This is a genomic window from Salipiger sp. ABN3_019 (assembly GCF_056158605.1).
The window spans coordinates 400,278-414,016 of sequence record NZ_JBSWTP010000004.1 but is presented as its reverse complement, the minus strand read 5'-3'; the positions used below and the strand labels follow the sequence as shown (position 1 = coordinate 414,016).

The window sequence follows — 13,739 nt, the reverse complement described above, 5'->3', positions numbered from 1 at the left end:
TGCACGAAAGTGTCTAAGTTTGCCTTAAATGCTGGCGCACTCGCCCTTAAGAAGAAGGCCTGCGCAAAGCAATCGCCTCAATCTCGACAAGGAATTCCGGCCGGGTGAACCCCGAGACGATCATCAGAGTTGAGGCAGGCTTTACCTGCAGGTCGGCACAGGCGCGGTCGCGGGCGGCCATATAGCCCTTCATGTCTTCGCGCCGGGTGACATAGGCCGAGACCTTCAGCACATCCGAGAAATCCAGCCCGTCTTCGGCGAGGATCGCGCGCAACGCGTCGAAACAATAGTCGGCCTGCGCCTCGACGCCTTCGGGGATCGAGCCATCGGGGCGCAGCGCAAGCTGGCCCGAGGTGACGGCGATGGGCCCGCCGGCGATGCCATGCGAATAGTGCCCGAAGGGTGCGGCGATGGTGTCGGGGGTCAGAGATTTCATCGGGGTCTCCTTGGCGCTCAGGCCAGTCCGGCGCGCATCAGGAACAGCTGCACCGCCTCATCCGCGATGCGCTCGAAGTCCAGCGCGCCCTCATCGGGCACGTCGAGCACGCGGCGGCTCTGCAACTGATAGTCGGCGTAATGCTGGGTGACGGCCCAGATGTTCATCATGAAAAGCACCGGATCCACCGGCTTCATCCGGCCCTCGTCGATCCAGCGGCGGATCACGCCCGAGGCGTCGTCAACCGAGGCGCGCAGCCCGGCCCAGTGATCCTCCATTTCGGGCGCGCCGCGCAGCAGTTCCTGCACGAAAAGCCGCGAGCCCTCCGGCTGGTCGAGGCAGAGCTTCAGCTTGCGGCGCACATAGCCGGTGATCACCTCGGCGGGATCATCCTGCTCGCCCTCGACAAAGAAGATGTCGCGCCACTGCGCGATGATCCCTTCGAGCACCTCGCGGTAGAGGTCCTCTTTCGAGGTGATGTAGTAATGCAGCTGCGCCTTGGTGATCCCGGCGGCCTTGGCCAATTGCTGCGTCGAGGTGCCCGCCAGCCCGGTGGCGGCGAACTCGCGCAGCGCCGCCTCACGGATCGCGCCGTGGATCTCTTTACGCTTCAGACTTGCGGCATTCATCGCCCCTACCCCTGTTCTTTTCGCCTCCAAGCCGCGACAGGCGGCGGTCGACCTTGGCCAGAAAGGCCTTCAGGTCCTTGGGCTTGCGGTGGTTCATGTCGTGTAGCTGCAACCACGTGATCCGGCAACGCGGATGAAACAGCACCCGATAGCCGCGCGTCAGCATAGAGCGTCCGGGATCGCGGATTAGCCGCAGCCACCACCAAGGAGAGCCCGAGGTGGTGATCACCGCCAGATGGCGGATGTTCTGCAGCCTGCCGGTGGCGCGCTTCTTGGTGGCGCCGGCCACATCGAAGGCGACGCCGGGCAACCAGACCCGCTCCATCCAGCCCTTGAGGATGGCGGGCGGGCCGTACATCCACGTCGGATAGACCATCACCAGCGCCTCGGCCCGGCGCAGGGCCGAGACATGGCGGTCCAGTTTCGCGATCAGCCGGTCGGTATCGCTCAGGTAATCGGTCCAATCCTCGGCAGTGAGCACGGGATCGAAGCCTTCGGCGTAAAGGTCGATCACCTCGACCTCATGCCCGGCACGCAGCAGGCTTTCGCGCGCGGTGGCAAAGAGAGCGGCGCCATAGCTTTCGCGGCCCGGATGGGCAAAAACGATCAGCACACGCATGACGCCGCCCTCTGCCGGTCAGTTGCCTTCTGCGGCGGCTTTGATGTCCATGCCGTGGCGCTGGTTGACGAAGGAGGTGTTGGCCACTTTGGTCAGATCCACCGAGCCCTCTTCGAGGATGCCGCTGTTCACCGCCGTCTCGTAGAACTTGGCAATCCGCGCCTCGGTCAGCGCGCCAATGCCCAGTTCCAGCGCGTCGCCGCTGTCGATGATGCCGAGCTTGGCCATCTGCGCCATTTCGGCGTCCAGCTTCTCGACAGTCAGGTCGGGGTTGGCCTCGATGATCGCCTCGTAGCCGGCGGTATGATCGCCGTAGAGGAAGGTGTACCAGCCCTCGATCGAGGCATCGACAAAGCGCTGCACCACGTCCGGGTTCTCGTCGATCATCTGCTGGCGGGTCTCGATGGTGGTGGCGTAGGTGTTCCAGCCATAGTCCGCCATCAGATAGGTCGCCACATCCGCGCCCTCAGCGGCAGCGTAGAGCGGCTCGGCGGTGGCATAGGCCTGCTGCACCATCTTCTCGTCGCCGAGGAACTGCGCGAGGTTGTAGCCATAGGGGCGCACCTGCTCGTCGCGGAAGCCAAAGTCCTGCACCATCCACTTCCAGTAGGAGAACTGGCCGTCCTTGCTGAGCAGGATCTCGGGCGCGGTGGCGAGGTCTTCCCAGCTCTCGTAGGCACCTTCATGGGCGATCAGCGCCTGCGGGTCCTTCTGGAAGATCGCGGCGACGACGGTGGTGGGGATGCCGTTGCGCACGTTGTCGAACGAGAGCAGCAGGTTGCCCGCCATCAGGAAGTCGAGCTTGCCCGCGATCAGCATGGGGCGGTTGTTCACCTGCGGGCCGCCCTGACGGATCTCGACCTCAAGGCCGTATTTCTCGTAGGTGCCGTCCGCCAGCGCCTGATAGAAACCGCCGTGGCCACCCTGTGCCAGCCAGTTGGTGCCGAAGACAACCTTGTCACCGGCGAAAGCGGCGGAGGCGGCCAGAGACGCGGCGAGTGCCGTGAGCGAAATTCCGAGTTTGGTCATGGTTTTGGTCCTGTTGGTGGGTCTTGTTATGCGCTGCGCGCCATGTCGGGGCGCCAGCCCCGGGTCTTGCCCGGGTTCATCAGCCCGTAGGGATCGGCGCGTTTCTTGAAGTCGATCTGCGCGGTGTCGATGGTTTTCATGCCGCCATCCTCGATGGTGACCACATGCGGATCGAAGATCGTGCAGCCGTCTGCTTCCAGCTCTGCGATCAGCGCGTACATCGCGTCCTTGCCACGGAAGCGCACCAGCGGCAGGGCGAAGATCTGGATCTCGCCGTCCTGCCGCGCCATCTCGTGGTGCCAGAACATCTCGTCGCCGTAGCGCGCCATCTGGCGCATCACCAGATCGATGTCGAAGGGCCGCGGATAGGCGACCTGCAGGTAAGTCCAGCCCTTGTCCACCTTCAGCGCCTGCAGCGTGGTGTGGTTCCAGCCGCATTCATAAGCGGGTTGCAGGCGGTTGGCGTGAATCTCTTCCATGGTCATCGCAAAGGAGATCGTGGCGCCCTCGGCCTCGGCCCTTGCGCGGAAACGGTCCATATCGCTGGGCGCGACCATGGCGAAGATGGCGTCGCGATCCTCGGGGAAATAGCCCTCGAACTTGCGATAGTAGGGCGCAAAGCGGCGCTCAACCGGGGTCAGCAGGTAGCAATCCAGCCCGTCCTCCTGCGCGGCGGTGGCAAAGCGCAATGCCTTGTCGTAGCCATCAAAGAGCGCGGCGGTGTGCAGCCAGTCGGTCGACGGGGTGAGCGCAAGCCCGACCTCCAGCACGATGCCGTTGGTGCCATAGGCGTGGTGCACTTTCTGCACGTCGGCACCGCGCAGTTCGATCACCTGCGGCTCTTCTTCGAGCGTCAGCACCTTGAGATAGGTGAGGTTCCCCTCATCGCGCAGCATCCCATGGCGCAGCGAGCCGATGCCGCCCGAGCCGCCCGCGATGAAGCCGCCGATGGTGGCGAGGCTGCGGGTCGACGGATACATGGTCAGCTCCTGCCCGGTCTCGCGCGCCGCATCGTCGAGCTTGGACATGCGGATGCCCGCCTCCACATGGGCGTGGCCGGGGGTGATCTCTAGGATCCGGTTCAGCCGTGTCAGGTCGACGACCAGCCCACCCTCGAGCGGCACGCATTGCCCGTAATTGCCGGTGCCGCCGCCGCGCAGGGTGACCGGCACCTTGTGGCGCGCGGCGGCAGCGGCGACGCGGATCACCTCGTCTTGTGTTTGCGGGATCACCACCAGTTCGGCGCGCTTGTCCTTCAGTTCGGCGTCGAGGATCTGGCTGTACCAGAAGTAATCCTTGGACCGCGCTTCGAGCGCGCGTTCGTCGTCATAAAAGCGCAGCCCGTCGAGCTCCTGTCGCAGCGCGGCGAGCGCCTCGGCGTGGCGGCCCTGTGGTTCGGCCAGTTGCGTATCGGTCATGCAAGGTCTCCGGAGGTCTCGGGGATGGGGGCGCCATCGCGCCAGACGGTGCGGACCGCGCGCGGGCGGTTCAGCGCATCGTCGAGGCTGCTGGCGGCGATATGGATGAAATCGGCGGGGGCACCGGCCTTGATCTGAACGTCATGGCCGAGCCATTGCGCCGGGGTCTCGGTGACGCTGGACAGCCAGCCTGCCGGGTCGAGATGCCCGGCGAGCACGGCCATCCGATAGACGTCGAAGAGGTCGTAATCGCCCTGCGGGTAGAAAGGATCGCACACGTTGTCCGAGGCCAGCATCACCGGCATCCCGGCGGTGCGCGCCTCATGCACCGGTGCAAGCCCGCGCAGTCGCGGCGTGCGGCCAGGGGTGGCGTCCTGCAAAAAGGCGTTGGTGGTCGGCAGGGTGCAAAGGGCCATCTCGGCCTCCCCTGCCCGTCCCAGCAGATCGGCGACCTCGCCCTCGGGACGGACCGAAAGCGCACAGCAATGGCCCACCAGAACCCGCCCCGCCATGCCCCGCGCTTCGGTCTCGTGCAGGATCGCGTCGAGCCCCTGCGCTTCTGGGTCGAGCCCCTCGTCCACGTGGAAATCAAGCTGCAGGTCGTGCTGTTCGGCCAGATCGAAGACCGCGCGCAGCTTTCCGGGGATGTCGTCGTTGCGGTAGACGAAGGCGCCCAGCACGGCGCCGGTCCCGTTGATCTCCTGCGCGATCCGCGCGCCGAGATCGGCGAAGGCATCCAGCGGTGTCAGCGTGGCAAACTGTAGATCGACGCTGCCGCGCCATTCCTCGGCCAACGCGCGCAGCACCGGCAGCGCCTCGGGCATATCCGCCTCGGTCCAATCGACGTGGCTGCGCATCGCCTTGGTGCCATTTGCAAAGGCGCGGCGCAGCCCGCGGGCGGCACGCTGGCGCAGGTCGCTGGCGGTCCAGTTCGGCTTGTCTCCGGCCATCAGCTCGATGGCGTCATGCAGCGACTTCGGACGGCTCGGCACGCGGGCGACGGTGAAGGTCTTGTCGAGATGCACATGCGCGTCGGCAAAGCAGGGCAGCAGCAGCCCGCCCCCCCGCGCTTCGGACGGGGCGAGCGCCGTGATCCGCGCGCCCTCCAGCGTCACGTCCCATTGCCCCTCGCGCCCGGCCAGCGCGACGCCGTTCAACGTGGTCACGCTCATCTCAGCCCTGCCGCTTGATCTCGCTCTCGTGCCAGTGACCCAGCACGGCGCGCGAGAGCCACGAGGTGGCGAGGAAGATCACAATGCCCAGCATCGACACCAAGAAAAGCGCCGCGAACATGCGGGGGATCTCGCCCCGGAAGCTGCTTTCAAGGATGCGCGAGGCCAGCCCGGTGTTCTGCCCGGCGGTGCCCGCGACGAATTCCGCCACCACGGCGCCGATCAGCGCGAGGCCGCCGGCGATCTTCAGCGCGGCCATGAAATAGGGCAGCGCCGAGGGGATGAGCAGGTAGCGCAGGCGCTGCCATTTGCTGGCGCCATAGAGGGTGAAGAGGTCGCGCAGATTGTGGTCGGCGCTGCGCATGCCGATGGCGGTGTTCGACAGGATCGGAAAGAAGGCGACGATCCACGCGCAGATCAGCAGCGCCGCGAAGGTGCTGTCCACATAGATCAGGATCAGCGGCGCGATGGCCACCACCGGCGTCACCTGCAGGATCACCGCGAAGGGAAAGAGGCTGCGCTCGACGGTGCGCGAGAGCGCAAAGATCATCCCCAGCGCCACGCCCCCGATGATCGCGAGCCCCAGCGACAGCAGCGTCAGCTTGACGGTGAACCACGCGCTCGACAGCAGCGAAGGCCCGTCGGTCCAGAGCGTCTTTGCGATGAGGCTGGGCGCCGGGATCAGGTAGTGCGGGATCTCGTTGTAGCGCACCAGGAATTCCCACAGCCCAAGCGCGCAGAGCAGCGCGGCGCAGGGCATGAGGATCTGCAGGTGCCGCTCGCGGCGCGCGGCGCGCAGCGCGGGGTCTTCTGCGGGCTCTTTTGCGGGGGTGGCCTGCGGGGCCATGGTCACGGGGTCAGTGGTTGAGGTCGACATCGTCCATGGTCCCTTCCAGTGCATCGGAGACGAGACGGCAGGTCTCGGCATATTCAGGCGTGGTGCGGTAGTGTTCGTCGCGGGCAGAGGCATCGGGCAGCGCCATGTCGTGCACCACGCGGCCCGGACGCGGCGCCATCACCACGACGCGGCTCGACAGGTAGACGCTCTCGAACACCGAATGGGTCACGAAGATCACCGTCAGCCCGTTGCGCCGCCAGAGGTTCAGCACGTCGTTGTTGAGCTTGAAGCGGGTCATCTCGTCGAGCGCCGCAAAGGGCTCGTCCATCAGTAGCAGCTTCGGTTTGGTGACCATGGCGCGGGCGATCGAGACGCGCATCTTCATGCCACCCGACAACTCGCGCGGGTAGCTCTCGGCGAATTTCGCCAGCCCGACCATCTCCAGCGCCTCGGTCACCTGCGCTGCGGCCTCGCGGCGTCCGAGCCCGCGCAGCTTCAGCGGCAGGTAGACATTGTCGAAGACCGTGGCCCAAGGCATCAGCGTCGGCTCTTGGAAAACGAAGCTGACGTCGCCGCCCTGCACGCCCTCTCCGGGGGCGTGGCCGTTCACGGTGATCTGGCCCGAGGACGGTGCCAGCAGCCCCGAGATCATCCGCAGCGCCGTCGACTTGCCGCAGCCCGAGGGCCCGAGAAGACTGACGAATTCGCCTTGCCGGATGGTGAGGTCCATGTCCTGCAGCGCCAGCGTTCCATTGTCGAAACGCTTGAAGACGTGAGACATCTCGATCTGCGCGGCGGCCTGCGCAGAGAGGGTGGCGGAGGTATCGAGAGGCATGGCGGGCTCCTTACCAGTCGGGATGCGCATCAAGGCGCGACAGCGGCGCGCGGTCGATCTCGTCGAAGATCCGTGTGAGCTGTGTCACCGCGTGATCGAGCGTCGCCTCGCCTTTTTCAGCGCTGGCGAGATGTGCCTCGCCGCAGGCCCCCGCGCTACTGAGATCCTGCGTCAGCCACGCCGGTTTCGCCGGTCCGGGCAGCGCGATCGAAGGGGTCTCTTGCGCCCAGACCTCTGCCTGAGAGGGGAAATCACGGGCCTGCGACATGTCGACGTTCGCCGGATCCAGCGTCAGCATCACCGAGGTTTCCATGTCGCCCGCGTGAATGCCGTGGCGGCGCTCGCGCTCGGAATAGACCCCCTCGGGCATGCCGGCGGCGAACCAACTTAGCGCAAAGGCCATCATCTGGTGTTTCTCGCGCAGCTCGCGGGCGACGATGTCCATGGCGGGAATATTGCCGCCGTGCCCGTTGAGCAGGACGATCTTGCGCACGCCCGAGCGCGCGACGCAGGCGCCGATCTCCGTCCATGCGCGCAGCAACGTCTCGGCCGAAAGCGTCAGGCTGCCGGGAAAATCGCTGTGCTCATTGCTCTTGGTGATTGCCTGCGTGGGCAGGAATACGACCGGGCTGGTCTCCGGCAGCGTCCCGGCGAGACGTGAGACCACGCCGTTCACCGTGCAGCTGTCCACCGACATGGGCAGATGCGGGCCGTGCTGTTCAATGGCGCCCAGAGGCAGCACCGCGATCAGCTTCTCGCGGTCGAGCGCGGCAAACTCGCGGCTGCTGTAATCGGCCCAGTATCGTTTCATGCGTGCCCCTTCATCTGGTTGCCTGCGCTGCTCTATGTCGGTTCATAGCAAGCGATCAAACCAAATGGTATGAAATTGCCGGTTGCCGCAACGGCGCAGCGGGGGCTTGGCTGCGCCACCGGCAAAAGATGCATCGAAATTGTGCAAAACGCGGGCGCTTCGCGCGGTTCCCCAGGGCGGGGTGCGACAGGATCAGCCGAATCGTGCCGTGACCGTGAGGGCGCCTCACCCTGCCGGCCCGTTGCTTGACTAAACTTATCAGGAAAGGGTATGACGGGTGACGCAAGGGCCCATGCGGGCACCCGGACCAGCCTTGGCCCAAGCCCGGCCCCACCCTTCTTAGATGCAGGCCGCCATGACCTTCATGCCTCGCATGACCTCTCAGACCCGAGCCATCCACCCGTTGCGCCCCCTGCGCTGGCGGCGCTGGGGCGGTGCGATCGCCGATGTCTGGCATGTGCGGGGCGAGGCGGGCGGAGGCGGCTTCTACAGTTCCCCCGATCCGCGGCTGGTGGTTTTTCTGGGCGCTCCGGACAGCGCGCTGCGCTTGCGCACCGGCCCGGATGCGGCGTGGATGGAAGGGATCGCCGCCTTCTACATTCCAGCGGGAATGCCGCTCTGGAGCGAGCTGACCGAGGGGCGGGACTATGCGCATCTCGATCTGCATCTGGAGGCGGGCCCCTTGGCGCAGCGGCTGCGCGCCCCCGGCGGCGGGTCGCAGATGGAGCGCGCGCATTTCCTCTCCGGCGGCACCCGCGCTGCGGCGCTGGCGGCGATGCTGGCGGATGAGGTGCAGGCCCCTGCCCGGCCCGAGATGATGCTCGACGGGCTGCTGTCGGCCCTGCTTTGCGAAGTGCTCGATCTCGGCGTGGCCGAGCAGGCCCCGCGCCGCGGCGGCCTTGCGCCGCATGTGATCCGCGATCTGCGCAGCCATGCCGTCGCGGCGCTGCACCGGCGGATCGAGGTGGCGGAACTGGCGGAACTGGCGGGCCTGTCGGAAAGCTGGCTGACCCGCGCCTTTAAGCAAAGCCTCGGCACCACGCCGCAACGCTGGCTGACGCAATTGCGGCTGGAGGCGGCGATGGCGCTGATGACCGACAGCCCCATGCCGCTTGCCGAGATCGCCGCCGAAGTGGGATTTGCCGATCAGGCGCATCTCACCCGTGCCTTCCGCAGCGCCTATGGCGAAACGCCCGGAGCATGGCGGCGGGCGCGTTTGAGCGCGATTTCGTCAAATCACGGCGGTCTGGTTCAAGCGGGCGATGATTTCCCGAGTTAAATGCTCGGAAAATCAAAACAGCCATCCGTATCGTGGGACGAGACATGACCAGCACCCTCCGCCTGTCCTTTATGGCCAGCGCCAGCCTGATCGCCATTGCCGGCGCCGCGCAGGCGCAATCCACCGCAGACCTCTTCGATCTCGGCGAGATCGTTCTTGAAGGCGAATATGATCCCTCGGACCCGGTGCCGGGCTATGTCGCGACCACCGCGCAGACCGCCACCAAGACCGGCACGCCGATCCTCGAGACGCCGCAGTCGATCTCGGTGATCACCGGCGAGCAGATCGAGGATCAGGGCGCCACCACTCTGGGCGACACGCTGGGCTACACCTCGGGCCTGTTGGCGCAGCCCTATGGCACCGACCCGCGCTTCGATGCGCCGACCATCCGCGGCTTTGACGGCAGCAACGCACAATATCTCAACGGCCTGCGGCTGCTGCGCGACTTCGGGGCGCCTGCCTTCGAGATCTATTCGCTGGAGCGTGTCGAAGTGCTGAAAGGCCCGGCCTCGGTGCTTTATGGTGCGGGCATCCCCGGCGGCGTGATCAACCAGATCCAGAAGCGCGCGCAGTTCCTCAGCTTCGGCGAGGTCGGCGTTGGTCTCGGCGATCCCAAGGCGACCGAAGGCTTCATCGACTACAACCACGCCTTCAGCGACACCTTCGCCGCCCGCGTCACCGCCGTGGCGCGCGACAGCGAGGAAGACGTCGAAGACCTGGAGAACTCCCGCAAGTACCTCGGCCTTGCCACCCGCTGGGAGCCGACCGAAGGCACCTCGCTGCAGTTCCTCGGCTCGTGGCTGAAGGACAGCCCGATCACCCCGGCCGGTGTGCCCTATGATCTGATCGGCGATGCCGACGATGAAGACCTGCGCGAGTTCTACGCGGGCGATAGCAGCGACGATGAAAGCGAGCGCGAGACGCTCAACCTCGGCTTCGAGCTCAATCAGGAACTGAGCGCGAACTGGGAGCTGGACGTCAATTTCCGCTACCAGAAGTTCGACTGGGACTATACGGGCTTTTACGTCAACAACGGCGTGACCGACGGCGACACCATCACGCGCGGCGCCAACATCACCTCCGAGGACAGCTTCACCCAGAACCTCGACGCGCGGATCACCGGCACCGTCGACACCGGCCCGGTGGCGCATACGCTGCTCTTCGGCATGGACCTGCGCCGCTACGGCATCAAGGAATCCACCGGCTTTGCCTATGCTGACGACATCAGCTTCTCGAACCCGGCTTACAATGGCGCGAACCTTTCCGATGCGTGGTACGTCGAGACCAACGACCTGACGCTCGAGCAATTCGGCATCTACGCGCAGGACGAGATGGCCTTTGGCAACTGGCGCGCGTCGCTGGCGCTGCGCCACGACTGGGCCAGCCAGGAAGGCACCAACTGGAACAACTTCGGCGGCGCGACAAAGATTGATCAGGACGACGAGGCCACCACTGGCCGCGCGGGTCTGAGCTATGTCTTCGCCAATGGCGTCGCGCCCTACGTCAGCTACGCCACCTCTTTCGATCCCGAGATCGGGGCGGACAACAGCGGCAACACCTACGAGCCGACCAAGGGCGAGCAGTGGGAACTGGGCGTGAAATACCAGCCGCTCGGCTTCAACGGCTTCTTCAGCGCGGCGATCTATGACCTCAAGCAGACCAACCTGCTGACCGCGACGACCGACGCGAACGGCGTGGGCGACTACAACCAGATCGGCGAGGCGCGCTCGCAGGGGCTGGAACTGGAAGGCTCGGTCGATCTCGACAACGGCTGGAACCTCCGCGGTGCCTATAGCTGGAACCTCGCCGAACAGACCGAGGGCGACAACGAGGGCAACGATCTGCCGAACGCGCCGATGCACAATGCCAGCCTCTGGGCCAACTACAGCTTTGCGCCCGATACGGTGCTGGCGGGTCTCACTGTTGGCGGCGGCGCGCGCTACATCGGCGAGCGCTACGGCGATGCGGCCAACACCTACCATATGGAAGATGTCACGCTGCTCGATCTGCAGGCGGCCTATGCGATCACCGAGGACATGCAGGTCTCGGTCAACGTCAGCAATCTCACTGACGAAGCCTATGTGGCCAACTGCGGCTCTTTCGGGTGCTATTATGGCGACGGCCGCACGGTGCAGGCGCGCCTGACCTACAAATGGTGATAAGCGCCAGCTGACACTTCGAGGCGCCGCACGACGAGTGCGGCGCCTTTTGCCGTAGAAAGACCATACCTCCGCAGGAGACAGCCGGATGCTTCGCCAGTTCTTCGCCTACTATCGCCCCCATATGCGCCTGTTCTGGCTCGACTTCGGCTCGGCCGTGGCCTCGGGGCTGCTGGAACTGGCCTTCCCGCTGGCCATCGCGGGTTTCATCGACCACCTCCTGCCGGGGGGCGACTGGACGCTGACCATTCTGGCGGCGATCGGGCTGGTGCTGGTCTATCTGGTCAACGCCGGGCTGATGATCGTGGTCACCTACTGGGGTCACAAGCTGGGCATCAACATCGAGACCGAGATGCGCAGCCGCGCCTTCGCCCATCTCACCAAGCTCAGCTGGCGTTGGTACGACCGGGCCGAGACCGGCAAACTGGTGGCGCGGGTGACCCGCGACCTCGAAGAGATCGGCGAGGTTGCCCACCACGGCCCCGAGGACCTCTTTATCGCGATCATGACTTTCGCCGGGGCCTTTGGCCTGATGGCGTGGATCCACCTGCCGCTGGCGCTGATGACGCTGGTGATCGTGCCGGTGATGGTCTGGCTGGTGGCGGTCTACGGCGGGCGCATGACCCGCGCGTGGCAAGAGATCTATGGCAGGGTCGGTGCCTTCAACGTGCGTCTGGAAGAAAGCCTTGGCGGCATCCGCGTGGTGCAGGCCTTCTCGAACGAGCCGCATGAGCGCGCGCTTTTCGAAGAGGACAACCGGCGCTACCGCGAAACCAAGCTCGACGCCTACCGAGTGATGGCCAAGCTCACCGCCCTGCATTACGGCGGCATGCGGCTGGTGCAGGTGGTGGTGATGGTGGCCGGCGCGGGCTTTGTCTTTGGCGGCTCGCTCAGCGAGGGTGGCTTTGTCGGCTTCCTGCTGCTGGTCAACGTCTTCTTCCGCCCGCTCGAGAAGATCGCGGCGGTGATGGAAACCTACCCGCGCGGCATCGCTGGCTTCCGCCGCTACACCGAACTGCTCGAAACCGAGGCCGATATCGCTGACGCCCCGGACGCGCAGGAGGCCCCGAAATTTCGCGGCGAAATCACCTTCGATCAGGTCAGCTTCGCCTATGACGGTGCGCGCGGCGTGCTGCATGATGTCTCGCTCGACATCCACCCCGGCGAGACGGTGGCGCTGGTCGGCCCTTCGGGCGCGGGAAAGTCGAGCCTGATGGCGCTGCTGCCACGCTTCTACGAGCCCACGGGCGGCGAGATCCGCATCGACGGCGTGCCGATCCACAAAATGACCCTCGCCTCGCTGCGCAGCCAGATCGGGCTGGTCTCGCAGGATGTCTTTCTGTTCGGCGGCACGCTGCGCGACAATATCGCCTACGGCAAACTCGGCGCGAGCGAAGCGGACATCCTTGCCGCCGTGGCCCATGCCCAGCTTGGCCCGCTGGTCGAGTCGCTGCCCGAAGGGCTCGATACGGTGGTCGGCGAGCGCGGCGTGATGCTGTCAGGCGGCCAGCGCCAGCGCGTGGCCATCGCGCGGGTCTTTTTGAAGAACCCGCCGATCCTGCTGCTCGACGAGGCGACCTCGGCGCTCGACCGCACGACAGAGCGCGAGGTGCAGGCGGCGCTGTCTCGGCTCGCGGTCGGGCGGACCACGCTGGTCATCGCGCACCGGCTCAATACCGTGCGCGACGCGGATCATATCGTGGTGCTGGAGCAGGGTCGTGTGGTCGAGCGCGGCAAGCACGAGGCGCTGATCGAGGCGAAAGCGGCCTATTACGAACTGGCGAGCTGATCGCGAGCCCAGCAAAAAGCGCCGACCCACATGCGTGAGCCGGCGCTTTTCACGAGGGAAACCCGTTCAGAGTTTGATGTCGTCGAGCCGCTGGTCGCCCGGCAGTTTCGAGCGTTCGAGAATGATCTGCGAGATCGCCCGCGCCCGAACCGGGTTCAGCGCGGCAAGGATCGGCGCGGCGTCGCGCTCGTTCATCGTGCCCAGCACCATGACCGAAACCTCGATGTCGAGATCGTCCATGATCACCGCCGCATCCTTGGGCTTCATGTTCCGGTAGAGCGCCACCAGCCGGTCCACATCCGAGGTATGCGCGGCCTTCACCTTCTCCAGCAGACCATCGAGTTCGACCTTCAGATCGGCCAGCCGCTGCTGTTCGACCTCCAGCGTCTCGGATGCGAGATCGAGCTCGGCTTCGCGGGCGTCGTTGCGCTCTTTCTGGGAGACCAGAAGCGCACGTTCGTCGCGGATCTCGGCCAGCAGTTCCTCGGGGCCGTCTTCGCATTGCAGCGGCGCGTCGCTGGCGGCACTGACCTTGGGTTTGGCGGCGGGTTCCGGCTCTTCGCTGGCCGCGGCGGCGGCTGCACCGACAAAGAGCGTCTGCTCGGGTTTGGGCGGCGTGTCAGTGAGCAGCGCGAGTTTCGGCTGTTCGGCCAGCGTCAGGGCGATCTTCGAGACCACCGCGACCGCAAGGCCGATCATGACGAAGGAAATCGGTCGCATTGGCA

13 protein-coding genes are annotated in these 13,739 nt (G+C 65.6%); 3 read left to right on the top strand and 10 right to left on the bottom strand.

The features are described 5' to 3' along the window. Nucleotides 1–46: 46 nt before the first annotated feature. From ACXAD2_RS05805 to ACXAD2_RS05765, 9 genes are read right to left on the bottom strand one after another with little or no spacing between them, the layout of a single operon-like run. On the bottom strand, nucleotides 47–436 hold the full coding sequence (locus ACXAD2_RS05805) for a RidA family protein (RefSeq protein WP_475168026.1): 390 nt from the start codon (nucleotides 434–436) through the stop codon (nucleotides 47–49). A gap of 17 nt (nucleotides 437–453) precedes the next feature. After that, nucleotides 454–1,065 carry a TetR family transcriptional regulator C-terminal domain-containing protein gene (locus ACXAD2_RS05800; RefSeq protein WP_475168023.1) on the bottom strand — a complete coding sequence of 204 codons (612 nt, stop codon included), beginning with the start codon at nucleotides 1,063–1,065 and terminating at the stop codon, nucleotides 454–456. Further along, nucleotides 1,040–1,684, bottom strand: coding sequence for an NAD(P)H-dependent oxidoreductase (locus ACXAD2_RS05795; RefSeq protein WP_475168020.1), 645 nt, complete (start codon nucleotides 1,682–1,684; stop codon nucleotides 1,040–1,042). Before ACXAD2_RS05795 ends, ACXAD2_RS05800 begins: the two co-directional genes overlap by 26 nt. 18 nt (nucleotides 1,685–1,702) lie before the next feature. Beyond that, nucleotides 1,703–2,713, bottom strand: coding sequence for an ABC transporter substrate-binding protein (locus ACXAD2_RS05790; protein ID WP_475168018.1), 1,011 nt, complete (start codon nucleotides 2,711–2,713; stop codon nucleotides 1,703–1,705). A gap of 26 nt (nucleotides 2,714–2,739) precedes the next feature. Beyond that, complete coding sequence (locus tag ACXAD2_RS05785; RefSeq protein WP_475168017.1) at nucleotides 2,740–4,131, bottom strand: FAD-binding oxidoreductase; 1,392 nt, start codon at nucleotides 4,129–4,131, stop codon at nucleotides 2,740–2,742. Next, nucleotides 4,128–5,303 carry an amidohydrolase family protein gene (locus ACXAD2_RS05780; RefSeq protein ID WP_475168015.1) on the bottom strand — a complete coding sequence of 392 codons (1,176 nt, stop codon included), beginning with the start codon at nucleotides 5,301–5,303 and terminating at the stop codon, nucleotides 4,128–4,130. Before ACXAD2_RS05780 ends, ACXAD2_RS05785 begins: the two co-directional genes overlap by 4 nt. Nucleotide 5,304: 1 nt before the next feature. Then, a complete protein-coding gene (locus ACXAD2_RS05775; RefSeq protein ID WP_475168013.1) occupies nucleotides 5,305–6,180 on the bottom strand; it encodes an ABC transporter permease in 876 nt (291 codons plus the stop codon). Then, nucleotides 6,161–6,976 carry an ABC transporter ATP-binding protein gene (locus tag ACXAD2_RS05770; protein WP_475168010.1) on the bottom strand — a complete coding sequence of 272 codons (816 nt, stop codon included), beginning with the start codon at nucleotides 6,974–6,976 and terminating at the stop codon, nucleotides 6,161–6,163. Before ACXAD2_RS05770 ends, ACXAD2_RS05775 begins: the two co-directional genes overlap by 20 nt. 10 nt (nucleotides 6,977–6,986) lie before the next feature. Next, a complete protein-coding gene (locus ACXAD2_RS05765) occupies nucleotides 6,987–7,787 on the bottom strand; it encodes a creatininase family protein (RefSeq protein WP_475168007.1) in 801 nt (266 codons plus the stop codon). 355 nt (nucleotides 7,788–8,142) lie between these two features. Between ACXAD2_RS05765 and ACXAD2_RS05760 the strand changes: the two genes are divergently transcribed. From ACXAD2_RS05760 to ACXAD2_RS05750, 3 genes are all read left to right on the top strand, one after another. Continuing rightward, nucleotides 8,143–9,066, top strand: a complete 924-nt coding sequence (locus ACXAD2_RS05760; protein ID WP_475168004.1) for a helix-turn-helix domain-containing protein — start codon at nucleotides 8,143–8,145, stop codon at nucleotides 9,064–9,066. 44 nt (nucleotides 9,067–9,110) lie between these two features. Then, nucleotides 9,111–11,225 (top strand): TonB-dependent receptor, encoded by a 2,115-nt coding sequence (locus tag ACXAD2_RS05755; protein WP_475168002.1) that lies wholly within the window; start codon nucleotides 9,111–9,113, stop codon nucleotides 11,223–11,225. A gap of 88 nt (nucleotides 11,226–11,313) precedes the next feature. After that, nucleotides 11,314–13,014 (top strand): ABC transporter ATP-binding protein, encoded by a 1,701-nt coding sequence (locus ACXAD2_RS05750; RefSeq protein ID WP_475168000.1) that lies wholly within the window; start codon nucleotides 11,314–11,316, stop codon nucleotides 13,012–13,014. 66 nt (nucleotides 13,015–13,080) lie between these two features. Here ACXAD2_RS05750 and ACXAD2_RS05745 read toward each other — a convergent pair whose 3' ends face one another. After that, nucleotides 13,081–13,734, bottom strand: coding sequence for a MotE family protein (locus ACXAD2_RS05745; protein ID WP_475167997.1), 654 nt, complete (start codon nucleotides 13,732–13,734; stop codon nucleotides 13,081–13,083). Nucleotides 13,735–13,739: the final 5 nt, after the last annotated feature.